The following is a 21506-nucleotide window of genomic DNA, read 5'->3' on the forward strand; positions in this document are numbered from 1 at the left end:
ACATGAGCTCAAGCACAAAACTACGAACGGAAGAAATGCTGCTCAATGTAGGTCCTCAACACCCGAGTACACATGGGGTGTTTCGTCTGATTGTCAAGATAGACGGGGAAACGATCACGGAAGCCACGCCGGTTATCGGGTATCTGCACCGTGGTACAGAAAAGCTGGCTGAGGATTTGAATTACACCCAGATTATTCCCTACACCGATCGTATGGACTATATTGCAGCGATGTCAAATAATTACATGATGGTACATACAGTGGAGACACTGATGGGGTTGGAGATTCCGGAGCGTGCGGAATATTTGCGCGTCATCGTAATGGAACTTCAGCGTGTAGCGAGTCACCTGCTTTGGTTCGGTACGTATTTATTGGATTTGGGTGCGCTCAGTCCATTACTGTACGCCTTTGCAGATCGGGAGAAGATTCTCGCATTTTTCAACGAATTGTGCGGAGCACGTCTGACATATAATTATATGCGGGTAGGCGGCGTAAAGTGGGATGCTCCTGAAGGTTGGATTGAGAGAGTAAAAGAATTTGTTCCGTATATGCGCAAACAGATTAATGATTATCATAAGCTTGTAACAGGAAATGAAGTGGTGATTAATCGGTTAACAGGAATTGGAATTATTACGCAGGAGGATGCGATTAACTATTCGCTGAGCGGTGTTCAGCTTCGTTCTACAGGTATGGCATGGGATTTACGCAAGGATGCTCCGTATTCGATATATGATCGTTTCAAGTTTGAGGTGCCAACAGAGACGGCAGGCGATTGTTTTGCCCGCTATAAAATCCGTTTCAGAGAAATGCAAGAGTCTTTGAATATTGTAGAGCAAGCACTTGAACAATTCCCGAAAGAGGGGGAAATCATGGCTAAGGTGCCGCGTGTGCTGCGTACGCCGCAAGGGGAAGCATTTACGAGGATTGAAGCGCCACGCGGAGAGATTGGCTGCTATATTTCAAGCAACGGAAAAGATAAGCCGTATCGCATCAAGTTTCGTCGCCCTTCCTTTGCAAATCTGCAAGTTCTTCCGAAGCTTGTTAAGGGACAGAACATCGCCGATATGGTAGCGATTCTCGGAAGTATTGATATTGTGCTTGGGGAGGTAGACGGCTAATGGGGGCTTACCTTGAACAAAGCCTGGGACTTCAGAACAGTCTGGTGTTCATTCTTTCGGCAGTTGTCTTGCTGGCCATCGTGCTTGGCTTTGTAACGTACTCGATTTATTTTCAACGTAAGGTTCTGGGTTGGATGCAGCTGAGGATAGGTCCGAACCGGGTAGGTCCATTCGGCTTGCTGCAAACAGTGGCTGACGTATTGAAGCTATTACTTAAGGAAGATATTATTCCGAAAGCTGCCGACAAACCGCTCTTTATCATTGCGCCTGTTATCGCCTTTGTGCCTGCATTTGGCGTGCTTGCGGTTATGCCGTTCACTGATAAGCTGCACTTTGCTGATGTCGGGGTCGGACTGCTGTATTATATTGCTCTCTCTGGCATTACAGTACTAGGCGTTATCACTGGCGGATGGGCATCAAATAACAAGTGGGCTCTTATCGGGGCGATGCGTTCCGCTGCCCAGATGATTAGTTACGAGATTCCGCTTGTTATGTCTGTTGTTGGCGTCATTCTTATGACTGGAAGCCTGAATCTCATCGATATTGTCGAGAAGCAAAAAGAGATGGGCATGTGGTTTTTCATTCCGCAATTTTTAGGCTTTATTATCTTTATTATCGCGCAGCTTGCTGAGCTGAGCCGGACGCCGTTTGACTTAACGGAAGCAGAGTCCGAGCTTATCTCCGGCTACCATGTTGAGTATAGCGGGTTCCGCTGGGCATTCTTCATGCTGACTGAGTATGTGTACATCTTTGCTATGGCATCTTTAACTACGGTATTGTTCCTGGGTGGATGGCTGCCACCGTTCGAATTCCTGAGCTTCATTCCGGGAATTATCTGGTTTGCATTAAAGTTTGTCGCGATTGTTTTCTTTATTTTCTGGTTGCAGGCTACGTTTCCTCGTATGCGTGTGGATCAGCTCATGCAGATGGGGTGGAAAGTGCTTTTGCCGCTTTCGCTTGTCAATATCCTGGTTACCGCTGTGTTAAAAACGGTCCTATAAAAGAGGTGATAGTATGCTAGGCTTTGCCAAGGGTATGGCTTACACATTCAAACAGTTAACCAAAAAGAAAGTTACCCATATGTATCCGGACCAAGAGATGGTTTGGCCGGAGCGTTTTCGTGGCATTCAGCATTTCGCCCCTGAAAAATGCATAGTGTGTAACCAGTGTGCCCGGATTTGTCCGACGAACTGTATTAATCTTATCGGGAAGAAGAGCGAAGACCCGAATAAAAAAGGAAAAGTCATCGACACGTATGACATTAACTTTGAAATTTGTATCTTGTGCGATTTATGTACGGAAGTCTGCCCGACCGAAGCAATTGTAATGACAACCAATTTTGAGCTGGCATCCTATAGCCGTGATGAACTGTTTAAGAATTTGGAGTGGCTGGATGACAACAATACGAACGTGCGGGGAGGAGATGCGTAATGACAGGAGAATTCATCGCATTTTTCATTCTTGCCCTGCTGACCATTGGGGGAGCGGTCTTCATGATTAGCTTTACCCGGGTCGTACATATGGTGGTGGCGTTAGCATTTACTTTTCTGAGTATCGCCGGAATGTACATATTGCTGGAAGCCGAATTCGTCGGTATGGTACAGATTCTCGTCTATTCCGGAGCGATTTCGATCCTGATGCTGTTCGGAATTATGCTGACACGTCATGATGCTTCGGAAGTTGAAGAAAGAAGAAATCCGGTAAAGTGGTTGATTCGTGCGGCAATCGCAGTGTTTTTTATCATTGTTTTCTTCGGAATTCAAAGCGTGCAGTGGAGCGACAAGCCAGCTGATTTCACACAAAAGGATAATGTCAAAGAAATCGGCGTGCAGATGTTTACCAATTATGTCATTCCGTTTGAAATGGTTTCCGTTCTTCTGCTAGTGGCACTTGTCGGGGCGATTATTCTGGCTAAGAAGGAGGCGGAAGGTGAATGAGTGTACCAATTACATCGTATTTATTGGTAGCACTGATTTTGTTTTGCATCGGTTTATATGGAGCACTGACCAAGCGCAATGCTGTGGTCATTCTATTATCGATTGAGCTGATGCTGAATGCGGTGAATATTAATCTTGTCGCATTCGCCAAATACGGCATGTTTCCGAATATTTCGGGACAAATCTTCTCATTGTTTACAATTACGGTGGCGGCAGCCGAAGCAGCCGTGGGGCTGGCCATACTCATCTCCCTATATCGCAACCGCAACACCGTACGAGTGGATGAGATGGACTTAATGAAGCGATAGAGAAAGGGACTGGTGATTATGGAAATGATAGCGAATGCCTGGCTTGTACCGCTCTTTCCGCTTTTAGCTTTCGTGCTGCTTGTTGCCTTCGGACGCCAACTGAAAGAATCGGCGGCGTATGTTGGCATTCTTGCCACCGCTGCTTCGTTTGTGGTGGCGCTGCTAATATTTTTCGAGCGGTTTGGCGCTGGCGCCAAGGACTATATTAATACTAGCTTTCACTGGATTACATTTGCTGGTCAGAAGATTACGATGGGCTTCGAAGTCAACCAGTTAAATGCCATGATGCTTGTAATCGTAACGCTGGTAAGTATGCTGGTGAACATTTATTCCCGTGGGTATATGCAGGGGGATGAGCGATTCCCTGTATTCTACCAATATCTTGCCCTATTCACTTTCTCGATGCTGGGCGTTGTTCTTTCACCAAATATTCTACAGCTGTACATATTCTGGGAGCTTGTTGGAGTCTGCTCATTTTTGCTGGTCGGCTTCTACTTTTATAAGCCGGAAGCAAAGGCCGCTGCCAAGAAGGCGTTCATCGTTACTCGTATCGGTGACGTAGGGCTATTCATCGGGCTCGCCCTTACCTTCTGGTGGATGGGAAGTTTTAACTATAGCGATATCTTCGACAAAATCCAAACAGGTGCCGTAGAAGAGTGGAAGATTACCCTAATTGGCATTCTCGTATTTGTTGGTGCGGTCGGTAAATCCGGTCAGTTTCCGTTGCATACATGGTTACCTGATGCAATGGAAGGTCCAACACCTGTCAGTGCACTTATCCATGCTGCAACAATGGTTGCTGCCGGTGTGTACCTGGTAGCTCGTATGTATGACTTGTATCTTGCTTCTCCAATAGCGACTGAAGTCATCGCCTATGTAGGTGGATTTACCGCAATTTTTGCTGCTTCAATCGGTCTGACACAAAGGGATATTAAGCGGGTTCTCGCCTATTCGACCGTCAGCCAGTTGGGTTATATGATGCTGGCGTTAGGAGTAGCCAGTGCTGCCGGATATGTGGCAGGAACGTTTCATTTAATGACGCATGCATTCTTTAAAGCTCTATTATTCCTTGCTGCGGGTAGTGTTATACATGCTGTTCACACGCAGGATATTTTTGAGATGGGCGGTTTGTGGAAGAAGATGCGCATCACAGGTCTTGTCTTCTTAGTCGGATGTTTGGCGATTGCCGGTGTACCGCCGTTCGCAGGCTTTTGGTCGAAGGAAGAAATTCTTGTTGCAACGCTTGCATCCGGTCATATTGATCTATTTATCATTGCTCTTATTGCTGCTTCGTTTACTGCGTTCTATATGTTCCGTCTGTTCTTCCTCACATTCAGTGGGCAGGCACGGGGCGGCGCTGATGCACATGAGTCTCCTGGCGTTATGACAATGCCGATGCTGGTGCTGGCTGTGCTGGCGGTTGTAGCTGGATTTATCAATACGCCATGGAAGCCGGTGCTTGGTGAATGGTTAACGAATGGTTTTACGATGTTTAATGTGGGCGAGCATGGGGCAGAACATGCTGCACCAATCTGGGTCACACTACTTGCGATAGGTGTATCGGTTGCGGGTATTGTACTTGCCTGGTATCTGTACGGCAAAGGGACGATCCCAAAAGGCGAAGGCGGAGTGTTCTATCGTCTATCGTTCCGAAAATATTATATTGATGAAGTATATAATACTGTGTTTGTCAGACCGTTGCGTGCGCTCGGCAAAGGCATGCATGTATTTGACGTATGGGTAGTGGATGGCCTGGTGCGTCTTGTTGCCGCTCTTACACGCGGAATCGGCGGTGTGGGCGCTCGGGTTCAGAATGGGCAGATACAGACATATGGGGCGATTGCCTTTATCGGGCTGGTGCTGTTGCTTGCCGGTCTAACAATTGCAGGGGGGTACGTGGAGCAATGGCGAACTATTTTCTTATAATCCTAACGTTTTCACCGCTTTTGGGTGTGTTGCTGCTCGCCTTTGTTCCAAGAAGCCTGCCCGGTACAGTCAAAGCGCTTGGCATTCTGGCTACACTTGTTCCGCTCGTATTGGCGCTTATGCTATATGCCAATTTCAATTCCGCGGCGGAAGGTTTGCAGCTTGTACAGCAATGGAACTGGATTAACATTCCGGTTGGCGATCAGGCGATTCCGATTAATTTCGAAGTTGGCGTAGACGGTCTATCCATGCCACTTCTTGTGTTGACAACAGTGATTGCCACGATATCGGCTTTTGCAGCACTGACTGTTAACAAGCGGTGGAAAGAGTTCTACATTCTGTTTTTAATCGTAGAGATGGGAATGCTGGGCGTCTTTACATCAACCAACTTGTTTCAGTTCTTTATTTTCTTTGAGTTTACGATTATCCCGATGTTCTTTATGATGGGGATTTGGGGTTATAAGGATCGGGAAAAAGCTTCAATGAAGTTCTTGCTATATAACGGCGTAGGATCTGCGATTATGCTGATTGTATTCGTAGCGCTGTTCATCTTGATGGGGACGTTGAATATTGAAGAAATTAAGCAATTGCTTACCAGTCCGATGTCACCGCGCAACGTGCCGGATATGCCGGGATTCATACCGGAAGGTCTCCGCTTAGGACTGTTCCTTGCACTTCTGGTGGCCTTTGCCATCAAGATTCCGATCGTTCCGTTCCATACGTGGATGCTGAAAGCGTACCAGGAGGCCCATCCAGCCGTCATTATGATTTCATCCGGTGTTTTAATTAAAATCGGAGGTTATGCGTTAATTCGCATGAATGCGGCATTTTTTCCGGAATGGATGAATCAGCTCTCGACGCTTATTGCGGTGCTTGGCGTTATCAATATTCTGTATGGGGCAGTGCTTGCGCTAGTTCAGGATGAATTGAAGCTAATGCTGGCGTATTCGAGTGTCAGTCATATGGGTATCGTGTTGCTCGGCCTTGCGGCGATGAACGCTGAAGGGTTTCAGGGTGCGATTTTCCAGATGGTATCGCATGGCTTGATTGCAGCGCTTATGTTCTACATGGTTGCGCTGATCCATGAGCGGACGGGTACGAGCAACATTCGGGAATTGGGCGGTCTTGCGAAATCAATGCCGATAATTAGCGGTATTCTGCTTACGGCTATGATGGCATCTGCCGGACTTCCGGGAATGTCCGGATTCATCAGCGAATTTATGTCGTTTGTCGGCCTGTTCGGCACGAAGCCGATTATTGCCGCCATCGGCGCCCTTGGTATTATCCTAACAGCGGTATATTTGCTTCGTGCGACGCTCGGCGCAACGTTCGGACCGATTCAGCAGAAACACGAATCGTTATCCGATGCACAGGCAATCGAGGTCGTGCCGATGGTTGTTCTGTTAAGTCTGGTCATCTTAATCGGCATATATCCAGCTGTATTGAGTGAACCGCTGCAGACAACGCTGCAAAATATTGTGCCAAGGATAGGAGGGTAAAGCCGATGAATGGTGCTAGTAAATGGGGGAATCTTGCTCAATACGATTGGACAGTGATGAGCCCTGAATTTACCATACTAGGTGTCGCTACACTCCTCTCGTTGCTTGATTTGGTGATGAATAAAAATTCCGATCGGCGTATTCTCGCCTGGATCGGCTTTATTGGAATCCTTATTGCGGGATACTTTGTAGTCCAGAACACCGGTCAAAACGTTGTATCCATCCTAAATGACATGTATCGTTTGGATGGGTTTGCTAACGCATTTAAGCTTATTTTCCTGGCTGGCGTGGCGTTCGTTTTTCTCATCTCTATCAACTATGTGGATGAGAAAAAGAATGTAAAGTATTCAGGTGAGTATTATTATTTGATGCTTATGGCGCTGCTTGGCGCAATGATGATGGCTTCCTCTGCCGACTTGATTACTTTATTTGTAGGACTCGAGCTTCTTTCAATTGCTTCCTATATTTTGGTTGGCACAAGAAAGAACCATATTCAATCGAATGAATCAGCATTTAAGTATGTCATATCTGGAGGGATTGCCTCCGCCGTGACGCTGTACGGGATGTCATTCATCTACGGACTTACCGGTTCAACGAACCTATATGTCATGGCTGAACGACTGTCGAGTGTGTTCCAGGGTGGCTTCGATTTCCTTGTGTATCTGTCGTTTTTCCTAATGCTAGTTGGGCTTGCGTTTAAAATTTCCGCAGTTCCCTATCATATGTGGGCCCCCGATGTATATCAGGGCTCGCCGACACCGATTACCGCCTTTTTGTCTGTCGTATCAAAAGCGGCGGGATTTGCGATTATTCTACGCATTTTCCTTATTATCTTCGGCAATCTGGTGAATTTCGATATGACGAACGGACAGCAAAGCTCCGTTTTGGTAGATACGCTCGGTCTTTATATTGCGATTGTCGCGGGCGCGTCCATGATTATCGGAAATACGCTGGCGATGCGTCAAGTCAATATAAAACGGATGATGGCGTACTCTGGTATTGCGCAGGCGGGATACCTGCTTGTTCCTTTTGCAACGCTTACGGTGTTGATGTTCGAGCAAACAATTTTCTATCTGGTGGCGTATTTGTTGGCGAATATGGGAGCTTTTGCGATCATTATGCTTGTGAATCGTGACCGGCAGACAGAGGATGTAAAATCATTCGCTGGATTGTACCACCGGGCGCCGTGGATGGCGATAGCGATGACCTTCTTCCTACTATCGCTTGCCGGGCTACCGATTAGTGCCGGATTCTTCGGTAAGTTCTACATCTTTATGAGCACGATTGTGCACAGTAGTTATTGGTTGGCCGGCATTATGCTGGCGACTAGTGTCGTTTCGTATTTCTACTATTTTGGTGTAATTCGTCAGATGTATATGCGACCGGGTCAGACGGAAGCTCCGCTGAAGGTACCGTTCACTGTCGCAGCGGTCGTACTAGTTGCGTTGGCAGGAACTATTGCGGTCGGCATAATGCCGGACCCTGTGTTGCAGTATATACATCATAACTTCCCGCTTCAGCAAATGTTCCAGGCTAGCGGACAATAAAGTGAAACTTCAATCAGTGGGGGTTCTCTCATCCTCACTGATTGTTAGTTAAACTTCGGGTAAAAAAGGAATACATTTGATGAAAATGTTCCCCAATGCTGATTGTGATACAATAGGCGGGGAACATTTTTTTGAGGAATGAAAGTGAGAAAGAAGGAGGAATACAACGATGGCAATAGCCGGAGTGATTAATATTTTGCTTTCGCTTGCGTTTATCGCATTGAGCTTTTGGGCATTGCAGGCGTTTCGCTTTGACCTGTTTGTAAGTAATCCGAAAGGGCCCCGGGCTATATTATTGCAAATTTTTTTATCAATCTTTATCGGACACGGTATAGCTTCGTTTTTCACCGAATATTTCGGCTGGACGCAGCTTTTGCGACAGTTTTTCTAACGCTTGGGCAGTATAGACCTCCCGTTTTTCGCACAGAATAATAGTAAAATCAGAGAAACGGGAGAGGGATATAAATGAATACGAAGGAAACGTGGAAATATACGCTTTTTGCGGCTTGTGCAGCTGTTATGCTATTAGGATTGCCGATGCTGGCCGGAACATTTTCGTTACCTGCGAACGCTTCCCAGAAACAAACGGTGGAGTTGGCGGTGGCTGATATGTCAGCTTTACTTATGGCTGTGAAGGAAACGGACGCAAGCATTCAGGAAATCCAAGCACGTGTAAAGCGGGAAAACCTTCGTTTTCAGACCGAGCGGGAAGCAGAGCTTTTTTTGCAAGCCATTGCCAAAGATTCAGATATTAAGGCATGGACGAAAGAGGTGAAGGATGGGATGCGTGTTTATCGCGCTACATCCAGAAATGAAGCGGGAGTCGAACGAGAAATATATGTCAGCTTGCACACCTCAGGCACTAAAAATGAAATCATGGCAGGTTCAGCATTAACTCTCCGGGGTAAAGAAAATCAAGTGCCAGTGCTTAAAGCCATGATGGAGAGTTATTTGCACATCTTTGCAAATAGTTCAGAACTACCGCAAATTATCTCTTGTGTCAGAGGAAAATATAATGGTAAACTGGAAAATGACTTGCAAAAGAAGAAAGCCAGTCAGTTACTGGCCTCTCTTGAAGGAACTATGGTCGAAAGTTTGGAAGAAGAAACGGTCCTTAGTTATTCAGCTTATTCGCCCCTATTTCATACAGTTGTTGAAACAAACCAGCGAACCATGAACTTGCAAGTTGCAGCACATTATGATACGTACATGCAAGGAACAATGATAACAGTAGGAACACCAATCATTACAGTGGAATACTAGCAGGACGCGGGGGGAAATGTAACGTGGATAAGATTATTATCCGTGGTGGACAACGTCTATCCGGAAAAGTACGGGTGCACGGCGCAAAGAATGCCGTACTTCCCATCATCGCAGCATCAATCTTAGCAGAAGATGGTACAAGTATAATCCATGAAGTACCTGGTCTAGATGATGTGTATACAATCAGCGAAGTTATTCGCGCATTGAATGTAAATATAAAATATGATAGCAAAGCTGAGACGCTGACAGTAGACGCCAGTAACCTGTCAGAGGTGGAAGCGCCTTATGAGTGGGTTCGCAAAATGCGTGCCTCTTTCCTTGTTATGGGCTCGCTTCTGGCTCGCAAAGGACAGGCGAGAATTCCGTTGCCGGGTGGATGTGCCATTGGTTCGCGGGGAATTGACCAACATTTAAAAGGCTTTGAAGCCATGGGCGCGAAAGTTGAGATTGGCCAGGGTTACATTTTGGCCACTGTGGACGGTCGCCTGAAGGGAACGAAGATTTATCTCGACATTCCGAGTGTAGGGGCAACAGAAAACATTATGATGGCGGCAACGCTGGCTGAAGGCACTACCATTATTGAAAACGTGGCTCAAGAGCCGGAGATTGTCGATTTGGCGAATTATCTGAATGCAATGGGAGCGCGTGTGCGCGGAGCCGGAACGGATACCATTCGCATTGAGGGCGTAGAACGTCTTGTCGGTGCCGTACATAGCGTAATTCCTGACCGTATTGAAGCAGGGACCTTTATGGTGGCAGCAGCCATTACACGTGGTGACGTGTTCATCGAGAATGCGATTGTTGATCACTTGAAGCCCGTCGTGGCAAAGCTACGTGAGATGGGCGTCGTTATAGATGAAGAAGAGAATGGTGTACGTGTATATTGCGGCTCGGATCTCAAGTGTGTAGATGTAAAGACGCTGCCGCATCCCGGATTCCCGACGGATATGCAGGCTCAATTCATGGCCGTTATGCTATCTGCGAAAGGCAGCAGTATGATTACAGAGACGGTTTTCGAAAACCGTTTCATGCATGTAGATGAATTTAAGCGTATGGGTGCCAGTATTAAAATCGAAGGGCGCAGTTCTATCATTAGTGGAGAAGCGCATTTGACCGGTGCCAAGGTAAAAGCAACAGACTTGCGGGCAGGAGCTGCATTAATCTTAGCAGGTCTGATTGCGGAAGGCGAAACAGAGCTTACCGAACTACACCATGTAGATCGCGGATATGTAGATATTGTCGGCAAACTGCGTGGATTGGGCGCGAATATTGAACGACACAGTACACCAGTTGTACAGCTTGTAAAAGATGAAAATGAGAAGAGCAACGAGATGGCTGTAACAGCTTCATCAAAAGCATCGCTTGCTTAATTTGATTCGTACACGTATTTATATTTTCGTATTTGCAAAAAAAGACCCTCCAGGAAGTGTTGACTCCAGGAGGGTCTTTCTATATAAGTTATACTTGATATTTTGACAGGGTAGCGTGGTTGGAAGGAGGAGAGATGGAGAAAGAAGAGGATGGATACGCCCTGCGCCTTGGCAGAAAAAAGACGGACGTGTTTGTTCCAACCGCTCCCGCCCACCGCCCCTCCTTCTTTTCTTACCTCCTACCACAAGAATATGTAAATTTATAAAGCGAGCAGTATAGCTTCCTTATGGAGAGAAACAAGCTTACTTTTGTCCCTGTTTTGATTAAGAATATCTCTCTTCCTGCCCGCATAGGTTTATAGAGTAAGTTGTCCAACTGGTAGCCGGAAGGGAGTGAATGATGAAACAGATTGTGTACGCAATCGCCGCTATTGTCATAATTCTGCTCGCTATTCCTTCGATGCTCGTTCTCATCTACCCGGCACCTGCCGAGCGTCCGGTACAGCAGGCAGTAGAAGAGAGAGGTACGCCCGTATCACCTACCGTAAAAAAACAAGTAAAACATATCGACTTTTCTGTGCGTGTCTTTCGAGTAGAAACAGGAAAAATTAACACAGTACCGCTAGAAGAGTACGTAATGGGAGTAGTAGCAGGGGAAATGCCGGCTGAATTCGAAGTAGAGGCGTTGAAAGCTCAAGCGTTGGCAGCAAGAACATACATTACACTTCGCCTTGCGAAAAAGGATTTCAATGACGTACCTAAAGGTGCGCATGTAACCGATACGGTCAAGCACCAGGTTTACATGGATGACAAGCAAAAGCGGGAGCGCTGGGGCAGCGCTTATACGTGGAAAGAAGCAAGAATTCGCCAGGCGATCGAACAAACGGCGGGACAAGTCCTTACCTACCAGAATGCGCCGATTAACGCAACGTTTTTCTCGACGAGCAATGGATACACTGAGAATTCGGAAGATTACTGGGAGAATAAAATTCCTTATTTGCGCAGCGTCAAAGTCCCATGGGACAATGTATCGCCGCGTTACGCAGAAACGGTGACCATGACGGTCCAGCAGTTGGAGAAGAAGTTGAAAACAAAGATTGCCCAACCTGTTGCGGCAGGGAACAGTACGTGGCAGAAGGTACTCTCGCGTACAGCTGGTCAGCGGGTAAAAGAGGTCAAGATTGGAGATAAGACTTTTACCGGACGCGAAGTGCGAACGATGCTTGGACTGAATTCCTCGCATTTTACTATGAACATCGAAAATGGCAAGGTGAAAATCAGTACGCTCGGATATGGCCATGGTGTTGGGATGAGCCAATGGGGGGCCAATGGCATGGCGAAAGAAGGAAAGACAGCTGAAGAAATCGTAGCATATTTCTATAAAGGCGTACAAATCGAGAGCGCTGAAAAATGGATAAAATAAAAAAGAAGCGTTTCGCACGAACGCTTCTTTTCTTTCGCTTTCAAGAGGATAAAAAGATACTAGGAGGCGAAATCTCCCTCTATTTTATATGTGTAATTAAACTTGGCGATATCAATCCAGTCTTCTTCCCAGATGTTCGTGTCGATATCTTTTACCCGTTTCTTGGAACCAGGTTCGATGTCTTTGAGTTCAATCACTTTTTTCATAATCGGTTCTTTCTCGTAATTGATATAGACGGTAAGTGTTCCATTAAATTTTTTGGAATTATAATTGCCGACATACAATTCGAGATCGTACGTTCCCGCCTCTTCAAATTCGCCAAGCACCAGCACCTTACTTGGATGATCTCCCGCAGGCTTATTCTTCTGCTCTGCAAATGCCCGATCCATTATCGTTAAATCTGGTTCCTCATCAAAGAGGATTGTTAATATCCCGATTGAAAAGATTAGGACAATAAATCCGCCGATCGTGTATCCTACAATTTTTAGAAAGGAGCGCATCCTGCTTGTAGGCTTCTTTTTCGTTGATTTTTTACTGGGCCTTCTTCTGCTCATCCGCTTCCTCCTCTATTTACCTCTCTAGTCTTCTATCCAATAATATACCATCTTTTCATGCTAAAAAAGGAAAACAACTTGTGCCCATCTTCCTCATCTTTTATACAAAAAATTTCGTCCGTATGTTTATTCGCCCCGCTTCCTGTCAACACTGATTGCTGAGGTGATAAAACAATGGATGAACAAAAAAAATCGACTACATCCTCCTCCCCCGTTCAAAAAGTAAAGCGTGGCGGCTGGAGGCGCATAATGGGTAAGAAATGGATTTTTCCCGCAATGTATCTAGGCGCAGCTGCTATCATCCTCGCGGGCGTAATGTGGTATCAAAATAGCAAAGACTTTACGACAAAACCAGCAACACCGCAGGCAGCACCTTCAGAGCCATCTGCACCGACGCAAGTAGCTCAAGGTGGCAATAAAGAGCAACCTGCCGTTCCGGTTAACGCGGATGATGGTAAGCTGGCCTGGCCGGCTAAATCAGAAGCCACAGAGAAAGTCATGGGGTATTTCGATGATGCGTCCGATAAGAAAGACCAGGAGGCAGCCCTTGTCCAGTATGACAATTCCTACTGGCCTAACACAGGCATTGCCATCGCAGCCAAAGACAAAAAGGCGTTTGAAGTTACAGCTGCGGCAGCAGGCAAAGTAGTGAAATCAGAACGCGACCCGATGCTTGGTTATCAGGTTGAAATTGAACATAAGGACGGTCTCTCCACTGTATACGCCAGCCTTGAAGACGCCAAGGTGAATGTAGGCGATACGGTAGATCGTGGAGCGGTACTCGGCATGGCCGGGCGCAATGTGTTCGAGAAAGATTTCGGTATTCATCTTCATTTTGAAGTTCATAAGAACGGAGAAGCGGTGGCGCCGGAACAATATCTGTCGAAAGCAGACAACATGACGCAAGCAAAATAAAAAGAAAATACGAGAAAATGAAGAAAAAAGGCTGGATAGTACATGCTATCAGCCTTTTTTCGCATATATGAGCCCTTGCCCCAATATAATGTATCAGACCAATGACCAATTAGCTTAGGAGGCGAGAGGCGTGCACGATTACATCAAGGAGCGGACGATGAAAATCGGCCACTATATTGTGGAAACCCGTAATACCGTTCGCAAGATTGCCAAAGAGTTTGGCGTGTCGAAAAGTACGGTGCACAAAGATTTGACGGAACGGCTCCCCGAAATTAATCCAGAACTAGCGAACGAAGTCAAAGAAATTCTTGAATATCACAAGTCTGTCCGCCATCTGCGGGGAGGGGAAGCAACGAAAATCAAGTACAAGCGCAAAAGCAAATCATACCGAAAGGAGGAAGCCGAAGAGCTTGCCTAGGTAAAAATTCTCCTTGTTACAGGACAATATGCGTAGTACAATATTCTGATGATATAATAGTTACAGGGAGGCTCTCACATGTTGGGCAAAGATATCGGAATAGATTTGGGCACGGCCAACGTCGTTATCTATGTGAAAGGCAGCGGCGTTGTGCTTGATGAACCATCGGTCGTAGCGATTGATAGCATGACGAAGCGAGTACTGGCTGTCGGAGAAGAGGCACGTAGGATGGTCGGCCGGACACCTGGTAATATTGTCGCTATTCGTCCGCTGCGGGAGGGAGTAATTGCGGACTTTGACATTACAGAAGCAATGCTTAATCACTTTGTGAAGAAGATAGGCGTGAAAGGGTTCATGGCGCGGCCGCGCATTTTGATTTGCACCCCAACCAACATTACATCCGTTGAACAGAAAGCGATTCGGGAAGCGGCGCAGCGATGCGGAGCGCGAGAAGTGTTCCTTGAAGAAGAACCGAAAGTGGCCGCCGTGGGTGCCGGAATGGACATCTTCCAGCCGTACGGCAACATGGTGGTCGATATGGGCGGTGGAACAACCGATGTAGCCGTGCTCTCTATGGGAGACATCGTCACCGCCTCTTCTATTAAGATGGCAGGGGACAAGTGTGACGTTGCAATTATGAAGTATATTAAGGATAAATATAAACTCCTCATCGGTGAGCGGACTGCTGAAGATATCAAGATTCAAATCGGCACCGTTTTCCCTGGATCGCGCAAGGATGAAATCGATATTCGCGGCCGCGACATGGTCACTGGACTTCCGCAGACACTTACCGTAACATCTACCGAAATATGCGAAGCGCTGCAGGAAATAGCACAAGCTATCGTAGTTGCCTCGAAAAACGTACTGGAACGTACGCCGCCGGAATTGTCTGCTGACATTATCGATCATGGCGTCATGCTGACAGGTGGAGGGGCGCTATTGCACGGACTTGATCGTCTGCTTGCAGAAGAATTAAAGGTGCCTGTTATGATTGCGGACAACCCTATGGCATGCGTGGCGATAGGGACCGGTATTATGCTGGAGAATCTGGACAAGTCTCCGCAGTATTCCGGACGGAAAGGCTACAAAAAGATATTTTCGTAGGTATGTATGCTTATGCTTTTTCTGGTATGATGTTGCTATAATGAAAAGAAGTGTTTATTCCGTTTTTTGCCCGTTATGTAAGCTATCAATGATGTATGTAACATCAACGTCGTTTTAATTAAGAAAGTAAGGTGAAGAAAGATGCTGCGTGGATTAGACGCCGCCGCTTCCGGTATGATTGCCAATCAGGCGCGGCAGGACGCATTGACGAATAACCTGGCAAATGTGAATACGCCGGGATACAAATCGGATAATTCGACATTTCGTACATTTCCCGAACTTCTCCTCGAACGTATCCGTGATACGAACAGCGGAGTGGCCGGGCTACCGGCATTTCCGGGACCGAAGCAAACAATTGGACGCATCTCACATGGGGTGTACAATCAGGAGTTGGTTCCGAACTTCATACAGGGCGATGTAACTGAGACGGGCAAAGTCCTTGACGTTGCACTGGTCGATGAAGGACTGCCGACTATAGTGGAAAATGGAAGACAAGTACAGCCGCGCATGTTTTTTGCGATTCAGAAGCCAGGAGAGAACGGACAACTTCAGACATACTATACACGCAGCGGGAACTGGTCAATGAATGCTCAAGGACAGCTCACAACCATTGAAGGCTATCCTGTATTAGATATAAATAATCAACCGATTAATCTACGCGCGCTTCTCGGCAATGCGCCATTGAATAAAAGCACTTTACAGCTTACACCTGGAGGCCAACTGATTGCACCGGGCAATCCGAATGCAGCACCTGTACAGCTGGGATTATACCGTGTTAATAATCCGGCCGCTAATTTGGTGAAAGAAGCAGATACTACTTTTCGTTATTCCGGTAACGGAGCACCGACCCTGTACAATCCGGTGAACGACATATCCGTTGCAGTTAAGCAAGGATATGTTGAACGTTCCAATGTAGATGCGGGCCGGACCATGATCGATTTGATGACCGTGCTACGAAGCTATGAGTCGAACCAGCGGGTACTACAGGCATATGATATGACGCTTCAGAAATTAAACGAAGTCGGAAAAATTTAAGAGCGTGTTCAAAAAGAGAAACAAACAGAGCCAAACAGCGGAGGGGCAACGCAAAAACTCGCAGTTCCATTTCCCAGACTTTTTGAACATCATCTTTAACGGGAAGGTGTAAGGTATGAATCATTCAATGATTAATGCGTCGGCCGGTATGCGGGCCATGCAGCAGCGTGTAGATACGATTGCGAACAATATGGCCAACTCCGATACGGTAGGGTATAAAAGCCAGGATACCGCCTTTGCTTCCTTGTTAGTCCGAAATTTGAACAATCAGCCGTATGCTGAACAGGAGCCGAGCCGGATTACGCCATTCGGTACACGTCCAGGTTTTGGTGCGAAGGAAGCCGTGTTTCAGACGAATTTCGAACAGGGGACAATCAAGACGACCGATGTGCCGACTGATCTGTATCTTGGAGGGGAAGAGTCGTTTTTCCGTGTACAACGTACGATGGATAGCGGAGAACAGGCCGTTTTATTTACGCGGAACGGGAACTTCAAGCTGATTCCTGTAAATGGTCAACAGAGACTCGTTACAGAATCGGGGGACCCTGTGATGGATAACAGTGCTAACCCGACGCCGATTGCTATTCCCATCGGAGCAACCGACTTCAAAGTCAAGTCGGACGGACAGATCACGTATCGACTAGGTGATGTAGAACAAACAGGACCGCGTATCGGCGTATATGGTATTCAGAATCCGAATATCCTAAACCATGCAGGGGAAAATTATTACCAGCTTTCACCCGGGCTTCCATTGAATCAATACGCACAGCTAAGCAATGCGGACGGTACAGCGATGCCGGAGGGCGTAGCCGTGCATCAGGGTGGACTTGAGATGTCCAACGTCGACTTGCGCAAAGAGATGACGAATCTTATTGAAGCACAGCGTGCGCTTCAATTTAACGCGCGTGCGCTGTCTTACAACGATCAGATGATGGACATCACCAATCGAATTTTTAGAGGTTGATAGAATGTCGGAACAACAAAAAACATCTTACCGGGCTGCATCATCTGCTGCAGTCGCACAAGAAGCACCCAGAAAGAAATCAGCCAGAAAGAAAGCAAAACGGAGAGCAGGTATGCCGTTGCTTTTGAAAATCATGCTTGTGCCGTTTCTTCTTGTCATTGCCCTGCTGGCAGGACTTATTACAGGCTACAGTATTATAGGGAGCGGCTCAGCCGTCGATGTCTTTGATTTAAATACGTGGAAACATATGTACGACCTCGTTTTTGGATAAAAGAGTATGTTTTCTTATGCTATAGAACATCGAGGCAAGATGGCAGGCGATTCGATTTTTACATCCAATCCCATGTCTCTTGCCTCTTATTTATTTTATGCATGGATGTATAATGGTAAGGCATTACTTTTTTGTGGTTATAGATGAAAACAGAAAGGATCGATGAGAGTGGAGAGAGATAAACAGCGGGAGCTGCTGCATATTCTGGAGGAGAACAGCCGACGTTCTGCAGAGACGATCGCGACAATGCTGGATACCACGGTAGAAGATGTCAAAGAAACAATCGCTAAACTGGAAAAAGAAAAAACGATTATTAAATATCCAGCGATTGTTAACTGGGAGAAAGTCCATACCAACGATCTCGTCACGGCAATGATCGACGTAAAAGTGACGCCGAAGCGTGAAGTAGGTTTTGATGATGTGGCGGAGCGTATCTATCGTTTCCCTGAAGTGCAGTCCGTCTATCTCATGTCAGGTGCATACGATTTATCTGTTGTCATCGAAGGAAAAACGATGCGTCAGGTTGCACAATTTGTATCTGAGAAATTGTCTGCGCTTGATTCCGTCATCTCGACGACCACACATTTTATCCTTAAGAAATATAAACATGACGGTGTCATTCTGGAACAGCCAGAAGATGATAAAAGGATGGTTGTTACGCCATGAGTATATCTCAAATTGCCAACAGCCGCCTGTCTCGTACGATTCAAGCCATTCCGCCGTCCGGTATTCGACGTTTTTTTGAATTGGCCTCATCCATGGAGGGGGTTATTTCCCTCGGGGTAGGGGAACCGGACTTTGTCACACCATGGAATACACGTGAAGCTGCAATCTCATCACTTGAACGCGGCTATACAGCATATACGTCCAATAGCGGGCTATATGAATTGCGCGAAGAAATCTGCAAATATCTCGATTCTTCGTTTCAGGTCTCCTACGATCCAGATAAAGAAGTAGTCGTGACGGTAGGGGCGAGCGAAGGAATCGATTTGGCACTGCGCGCGATTCTTGATCCTGGCGATGAGGTGCTCGTGGTAGAACCATGCTACGTATCATATGACCCGGTTGTCCGTCTGGCGGGGGGCGTCCCGGTTGCAGTGCAGACTACGCTCGAACAGCAGTTCAAGCTGACACCGGCACAGATTGAGGCGAAGATTACCGATCGGACGAAAGCGATTATTTTCTGCTTCCCGAATAATCCGACAGGCTCCATCATGACCAAGGAAGAACTGGCCGCACTCGCAGCAGTTTTTGCCCGGCATGATCTAGTTGTGATTTCTGATGAAATTTACGCGGAGTTGACGTATGACACGAATCATACCAGCCTTGCTTCACTTCCGGGCATGAAAGATCGTACGATTCTGTTGTCCGGTTTCTCGAAGGCATTTGCAATGACGGGTTGGCGTATTGGCTATGCAGCGGGACCGGAAGATATCATTCAGGCTATGGTGAAGATTCACCAGTATACGATGCTTTGCGCCCCGATTATGGGACAGATAGCGGCGCTTGAATCGCTTCGACACGGTATGGAAGCGAAAGAACGGATGGTAGAAAGCTACCGTCAGCGCCGTAATTATGTAGTGAAATCGTTTGAACAAATCGGTCTGTCCTGCCATAAGCCGGAAGGCGCGTTCTATGCATTTCCTTCCATTGCTTCGACGGGCATGCCAGCGGAAGAATTCGCCGAGAAGCTGATTCTCGAACAGAAAGTAGCGGTCGTTCCTGGGCATGTTTTCGGTGACGGAGGGGCGCAGCATATCCGCTGTTCTTATGCTACTTCATTAGAAAACCTTGAGATAGCCATTGACCGTATGGACGCGTTTTTGCGGGCGCAAAAATAGGGGGATTTAAAAGGACGTCCACTTGCTTATTTAAGGATTTTCCAGCTCCTACTTCGTCCCCCATATTTAAAAAAAGAGAGGCAGAAAATGCCTCTCTTTTTTTGTTCTAAAAAGACAAAAATCGAGAAAAAAACCGAAAAATCATGAAAAAAATGGATTTTTTTCGCCATTTCTCCCTCTAATTATCTGGGTGAAAACTCATAAGAATTTTATTGTCAAGGAAAAAAGTCGGAATTATGATGTCGGCTTTTTTGCTTTTTGTTTGAAAAAAGGCTCGAAGCATTGTCATGCAGGGAAAAAAAGACTTTTTTTGTCAGTGTAAATGAGAAGGCTTTTCATAGTTTTTTAATAAAATGATCATAAAAAAACAATGGAACGTTATTAAAAAAGAAAAAATGTAAACAGTAAAAAGAAAATTCTGAATTGTAAGCCGGTATGAAATAACCAAATAAAGCAAAGCAAAATACAATCTTTGTATCATTTTTCATTTCTGTGCCTTGGTATATAGTGTTGTACGTGAAGGACATCAACAGAAAACTTAAGAGAGGAATTGGAGGATGCCACAACAAGAGGAAACAATGAATGTACGAGAAGTTGTCACTACTCTTCGAAAGCGATTCTGGATGATTGTTCTCGTTACGCTGTTTTTTGTCGTAGCAAGTGCAGGGATTACATATCTGGTCATGACCCCAGTCTATCAGGCGAAATCGGAACTATTGGTGAACAAATCGCAAGAAGGGAATAAACCGGGAACGATCTCTCGCAATGATATCGAATCCAATCTTCAATTGATTGAAACATATAGCGTCGTAATGAAAAGTCCGCGCGTAATGGATAAAGTGGCGCAGAAGATGGGAGAACCGAACCGCACATCCGCTCTTACTGGACAAATTAATGTCTCGGCGGTCAAAGATTCGCAGGTAATCTCCATCGAAGCGAAAGACCCGGACAAGCAAAGGGCAGCCAAACTAGCCAATACTGTTGCGCAAACCTTTCAACAAGAGATTGTCACTATCATGAACGTAGACAACGTACAGATTCTTACTGAAGCGAAAGCGAATGCCATCAAAGCACCGGTACAACCGAAACCGGCCGTGAATCTGGCGATTGCGTTTGTGATTGGTCTTATCTTCTCAGTTGCATGCGCGTTCCTGCTTGAGTATTTGGACAATACGCTAAAGACCGAAGAAGATATCGAGAACCATCTGGGCTTGCCTGTTATCGGCTCGATTGCTGTGATTGAATCGGACGACAAAACGAGTGTGCATAGTCTGAAAGAAAGACAAACCCATGTAGCAGCGGCAGGTGAGAATTCATGAGTACAGTAAAGGCAGTAAACAAACGATACGAAAAGTTAATTACGCATTGGGATCCGAAGTCACCAGTTTCAGAAGCGTACCGAACACTTCGTACGAATATTCAGTTTGCGGGCATAGATGAAGAGGTTAAGACCATTCTGGTAACCAGTACCGCCCCAGAAGAGGGAAAATCTACGACATCCGCGAATCTCGCTGTCGTTATGGCGCAGGCGGGCAAACGTACGCTGTACATTGATGCAGATCTACGTAAACCGACTAGTCATAAAACGTTCTATCTTCCAAATCGTCACGGGTTAACCAATTATTTGGCAGGGCAGATTCCATTGGAGAGCACAGTACAGGAGACTGGGATTGAGAACCTGTGTGTTATGACTGCGGGGCCCATTCCACCTAATCCTGCGGAGCTTCTTGGCTCGAAGAAAATGAGAGCGGCGATGGAGGAGTTGCAAGAGCATTTCGAAGCGATCATTCTTGATACACCACCGACGCTTGCGGTAGCCGACTCTACTATTCTGGCAAGGCTTGTAGACGGCTGTATTCTCGTAGTCAATTCCGGTAAAACGAACCGTGATATGGCTAAGAGAGCGAAGCGACAACTAGAAAGTACGAACGCACGCCTACTCGGCGTCGTGCTGAACAATAAGAAGATGAAGAAAAACGACGATTACTATTACTATCAGAAGTAAGAGCGAGT

General features: G+C 46.3%; 24 protein-coding genes. 23 read left to right on the plus strand and 1 reads right to left on the minus strand.

Annotation, left to right across the window (positions count from 1 at the left end; all coding sequences use genetic code 11):
* Positions 1 to 2 precede the first annotated feature (2 nt).
* The 13 genes from AF333_RS02450 (at position 3) to spoIID (ending at position 12391) form a co-directional block, all read left to right on the plus strand.
* Positions 3 to 1118, plus strand: coding sequence for an NADH-quinone oxidoreductase subunit D (locus tag AF333_RS02450; protein ID WP_043067567.1), 1116 nt, complete (start codon positions 3 to 5; stop codon positions 1116 to 1118).
* Positions 1118 to 2119: an NADH-quinone oxidoreductase subunit NuoH gene (gene nuoH / locus AF333_RS02455; RefSeq protein WP_043067568.1), complete on the plus strand. Its 1002-nt coding sequence runs from the start codon at positions 1118 to 1120 to the stop codon at positions 2117 to 2119. The genes AF333_RS02450 and nuoH overlap by 1 nt, the downstream gene beginning before the upstream one ends.
* A gap of 13 nt (positions 2120 to 2132) precedes the next feature.
* Complete coding sequence (gene nuoI, locus AF333_RS02460; RefSeq protein ID WP_021624437.1) at positions 2133 to 2549, plus strand: NADH-quinone oxidoreductase subunit NuoI; 417 nt, start codon at positions 2133 to 2135, stop codon at positions 2547 to 2549.
* The gene (locus tag AF333_RS02465) at positions 2549 to 3055 is read left to right on the plus strand and encodes an NADH-quinone oxidoreductase subunit J (RefSeq protein WP_043067569.1); all 507 of its coding nucleotides are present in this window, start codon (positions 2549 to 2551) and stop codon (positions 3053 to 3055) included. Before nuoI ends, AF333_RS02465 begins: the two co-directional genes overlap by 1 nt.
* A complete protein-coding gene (gene nuoK / locus AF333_RS02470; protein WP_043067570.1) occupies positions 3052 to 3363 on the plus strand; it encodes an NADH-quinone oxidoreductase subunit NuoK in 312 nt (103 codons plus the stop codon). The genes AF333_RS02465 and nuoK overlap by 4 nt, the downstream gene beginning before the upstream one ends.
* An 18-nt stretch (positions 3364 to 3381) precedes the next feature.
* Entirely contained in the window at positions 3382 to 5289 is a 1908-nt protein-coding gene (nuoL, locus tag AF333_RS02475) for an NADH-quinone oxidoreductase subunit L (RefSeq protein WP_043067571.1), read from the plus strand.
* Complete coding sequence (locus AF333_RS02480; protein ID WP_043067572.1) at positions 5268 to 6788, plus strand: complex I subunit 4 family protein; 1521 nt, start codon at positions 5268 to 5270, stop codon at positions 6786 to 6788. The genes nuoL and AF333_RS02480 overlap by 22 nt, the downstream gene beginning before the upstream one ends.
* Before the next feature lie 5 nt (positions 6789 to 6793).
* Positions 6794 to 8335 (plus strand): NADH-quinone oxidoreductase subunit NuoN, encoded by a 1542-nt coding sequence (gene nuoN, locus AF333_RS02485; RefSeq protein ID WP_043067573.1) that lies wholly within the window; start codon positions 6794 to 6796, stop codon positions 8333 to 8335.
* A 169-nt stretch (positions 8336 to 8504) separates the two neighbouring features.
* A complete protein-coding gene (locus tag AF333_RS02490; RefSeq protein ID WP_043067574.1) occupies positions 8505 to 8726 on the plus strand; it encodes a DUF1146 family protein in 222 nt (73 codons plus the stop codon).
* 74 nt (positions 8727 to 8800) lie between these two features.
* Positions 8801 to 9598, plus strand: coding sequence for a YwmB family TATA-box binding protein (locus AF333_RS02495; protein WP_052812291.1), 798 nt, complete (start codon positions 8801 to 8803; stop codon positions 9596 to 9598).
* 23 nt (positions 9599 to 9621) lie between these two features.
* Positions 9622 to 10968: a UDP-N-acetylglucosamine 1-carboxyvinyltransferase gene (murA, locus tag AF333_RS02500; RefSeq protein ID WP_043067575.1), complete on the plus strand. Its 1347-nt coding sequence runs from the start codon at positions 9622 to 9624 to the stop codon at positions 10966 to 10968.
* A 134-nt stretch (positions 10969 to 11102) separates the two neighbouring features.
* Entirely contained in the window at positions 11103 to 11234 is a 132-nt protein-coding gene (locus tag AF333_RS36650) for a hypothetical protein (protein WP_264760869.1), read from the plus strand.
* Positions 11235 to 11365: 131 nt separating this feature from the next.
* On the plus strand, positions 11366 to 12391 hold the full coding sequence (gene spoIID / locus AF333_RS02505) for a stage II sporulation protein D (protein ID WP_043067576.1): 1026 nt from the start codon (positions 11366 to 11368) through the stop codon (positions 12389 to 12391).
* A gap of 59 nt (positions 12392 to 12450) precedes the next feature.
* On the opposite strand, the gene AF333_RS02510 is transcribed toward spoIID, so the two are convergent.
* On the minus strand, positions 12451 to 12945 hold the full coding sequence (locus tag AF333_RS02510; RefSeq protein WP_043067577.1) for a hypothetical protein: 495 nt from the start codon (positions 12943 to 12945) through the stop codon (positions 12451 to 12453).
* A 174-nt stretch (positions 12946 to 13119) separates the two neighbouring features.
* On the opposite strand from AF333_RS02510, the gene AF333_RS02515 reads away from it, so the two are divergent.
* From AF333_RS02515 to AF333_RS02560, 10 genes are all read left to right on the plus strand, one after another.
* A complete protein-coding gene (locus tag AF333_RS02515) occupies positions 13120 to 13860 on the plus strand; it encodes a M23 family metallopeptidase (protein WP_043067578.1) in 741 nt (246 codons plus the stop codon).
* 130 nt (positions 13861 to 13990) lie between these two features.
* The gene (gene spoIIID, locus AF333_RS02520; protein WP_040304706.1) at positions 13991 to 14278 is read left to right on the plus strand and encodes a sporulation transcriptional regulator SpoIIID; all 288 of its coding nucleotides are present in this window, start codon (positions 13991 to 13993) and stop codon (positions 14276 to 14278) included.
* A 78-nt stretch (positions 14279 to 14356) separates the two neighbouring features.
* Positions 14357 to 15382 carry a rod shape-determining protein gene (mreB, locus tag AF333_RS02525; protein WP_043067579.1) on the plus strand — a complete coding sequence of 342 codons (1026 nt, stop codon included), beginning with the start codon at positions 14357 to 14359 and terminating at the stop codon, positions 15380 to 15382.
* A 141-nt stretch (positions 15383 to 15523) separates the two neighbouring features.
* A complete protein-coding gene (locus AF333_RS02530) occupies positions 15524 to 16417 on the plus strand; it encodes a flagellar hook-basal body protein (RefSeq protein WP_043067580.1) in 894 nt (297 codons plus the stop codon).
* Positions 16418 to 16532: 115 nt separating this feature from the next.
* Positions 16533 to 17381 (plus strand): flagellar hook-basal body protein, encoded by an 849-nt coding sequence (locus tag AF333_RS02535; protein ID WP_043067581.1) that lies wholly within the window; start codon positions 16533 to 16535, stop codon positions 17379 to 17381.
* A gap of 4 nt (positions 17382 to 17385) precedes the next feature.
* The gene (locus AF333_RS34525) at positions 17386 to 17652 is read left to right on the plus strand and encodes a DNA-directed RNA polymerase subunit beta (protein ID WP_043067582.1); all 267 of its coding nucleotides are present in this window, start codon (positions 17386 to 17388) and stop codon (positions 17650 to 17652) included.
* 162 nt (positions 17653 to 17814) lie between these two features.
* Positions 17815 to 18318 (plus strand): Lrp/AsnC family transcriptional regulator, encoded by a 504-nt coding sequence (locus AF333_RS02545; protein ID WP_074714881.1) that lies wholly within the window; start codon positions 17815 to 17817, stop codon positions 18316 to 18318.
* Positions 18315 to 19493 (plus strand): aminotransferase, encoded by a 1179-nt coding sequence (locus AF333_RS02550; RefSeq protein ID WP_043067584.1) that lies wholly within the window; start codon positions 18315 to 18317, stop codon positions 19491 to 19493. Before AF333_RS02545 ends, AF333_RS02550 begins: the two co-directional genes overlap by 4 nt.
* A 557-nt stretch (positions 19494 to 20050) precedes the next feature.
* Positions 20051 to 20812: a YveK family protein gene (locus AF333_RS02555; protein ID WP_043067585.1), complete on the plus strand. Its 762-nt coding sequence runs from the start codon at positions 20051 to 20053 to the stop codon at positions 20810 to 20812.
* A complete protein-coding gene (locus tag AF333_RS02560) occupies positions 20809 to 21498 on the plus strand; it encodes a CpsD/CapB family tyrosine-protein kinase (protein WP_043067586.1) in 690 nt (229 codons plus the stop codon). The genes AF333_RS02555 and AF333_RS02560 overlap by 4 nt, the downstream gene beginning before the upstream one ends.
* Positions 21499 to 21506: the final 8 nt, after the last annotated feature.

This window comes from Aneurinibacillus migulanus (assembly GCF_001274715.1).
GTDB classification, from domain to species: domain Bacteria; phylum Bacillota; class Bacilli; order Aneurinibacillales; family Aneurinibacillaceae; genus Aneurinibacillus; species Aneurinibacillus migulanus.

What these genes read in the sequence shown, in the direction of transcription:
- AF333_RS02555 (WP_043067585.1), top strand. Translation starts at nt 20,051, where the DNA reads ATGCCACAACAAGAGGAAACAATGAATGTACGAGAAGTTGTCACTACT.
- AF333_RS02545 (WP_074714881.1), top strand. Translation starts at nt 17,815, where the DNA reads ATGAGAGTGGAGAGAGATAAACAGCGGGAGCTGCTGCATATTCTGGAG.
- AF333_RS02495 (WP_052812291.1), top strand. Translation starts at nt 8,801, where the DNA reads ATGAATACGAAGGAAACGTGGAAATATACGCTTTTTGCGGCTTGTGCA.
- AF333_RS02550 (WP_043067584.1), top strand. Translation starts at nt 18,315, where the DNA reads ATGAGTATATCTCAAATTGCCAACAGCCGCCTGTCTCGTACGATTCAA.
- AF333_RS02535 (WP_043067581.1), top strand. Translation starts at nt 16,533, where the DNA reads ATGAATCATTCAATGATTAATGCGTCGGCCGGTATGCGGGCCATGCAG.
- AF333_RS02530 (WP_043067580.1), top strand. Translation starts at nt 15,524, where the DNA reads ATGCTGCGTGGATTAGACGCCGCCGCTTCCGGTATGATTGCCAATCAG.
- AF333_RS02480 (WP_043067572.1), top strand. Translation starts at nt 5,268, where the DNA reads ATGGCGAACTATTTTCTTATAATCCTAACGTTTTCACCGCTTTTGGGT.
- nuoN (WP_043067573.1), top strand. Translation starts at nt 6,794, where the DNA reads ATGAATGGTGCTAGTAAATGGGGGAATCTTGCTCAATACGATTGGACA.
- AF333_RS34525 (WP_043067582.1), top strand. Translation starts at nt 17,386, where the DNA reads ATGTCGGAACAACAAAAAACATCTTACCGGGCTGCATCATCTGCTGCA.
- nuoH (WP_043067568.1), top strand. Translation starts at nt 1,118, where the DNA reads ATGGGGGCTTACCTTGAACAAAGCCTGGGACTTCAGAACAGTCTGGTG.
- AF333_RS02465 (WP_043067569.1), top strand. Translation starts at nt 2,549, where the DNA reads ATGACAGGAGAATTCATCGCATTTTTCATTCTTGCCCTGCTGACCATT.
- mreB (WP_043067579.1), top strand. Translation starts at nt 14,357, where the DNA reads ATGTTGGGCAAAGATATCGGAATAGATTTGGGCACGGCCAACGTCGTT.
- nuoL (WP_043067571.1), top strand. Translation starts at nt 3,382, where the DNA reads ATGGAAATGATAGCGAATGCCTGGCTTGTACCGCTCTTTCCGCTTTTA.
- AF333_RS02490 (WP_043067574.1), top strand. Translation starts at nt 8,505, where the DNA reads ATGGCAATAGCCGGAGTGATTAATATTTTGCTTTCGCTTGCGTTTATC.
- AF333_RS02515 (WP_043067578.1), top strand. Translation starts at nt 13,120, where the DNA reads ATGGATGAACAAAAAAAATCGACTACATCCTCCTCCCCCGTTCAAAAA.
- nuoI (WP_021624437.1), top strand. Translation starts at nt 2,133, where the DNA reads ATGCTAGGCTTTGCCAAGGGTATGGCTTACACATTCAAACAGTTAACC.
- AF333_RS36650 (WP_264760869.1), top strand. Translation starts at nt 11,103, where the DNA reads ATGGAGAAAGAAGAGGATGGATACGCCCTGCGCCTTGGCAGAAAAAAG.
- nuoK (WP_043067570.1), top strand. Translation starts at nt 3,052, where the DNA reads ATGAGTGTACCAATTACATCGTATTTATTGGTAGCACTGATTTTGTTT.
- AF333_RS02510 (WP_043067577.1), bottom strand. Translation starts at nt 12,945, where the DNA reads ATGAGCAGAAGAAGGCCCAGTAAAAAATCAACGAAAAAGAAGCCTACA.
- AF333_RS02450 (WP_043067567.1), top strand. Translation starts at nt 3, where the DNA reads ATGAGCTCAAGCACAAAACTACGAACGGAAGAAATGCTGCTCAATGTA.
- spoIID (WP_043067576.1), top strand. Translation starts at nt 11,366, where the DNA reads ATGATGAAACAGATTGTGTACGCAATCGCCGCTATTGTCATAATTCTG.
- AF333_RS02560 (WP_043067586.1), top strand. Translation starts at nt 20,809, where the DNA reads ATGAGTACAGTAAAGGCAGTAAACAAACGATACGAAAAGTTAATTACG.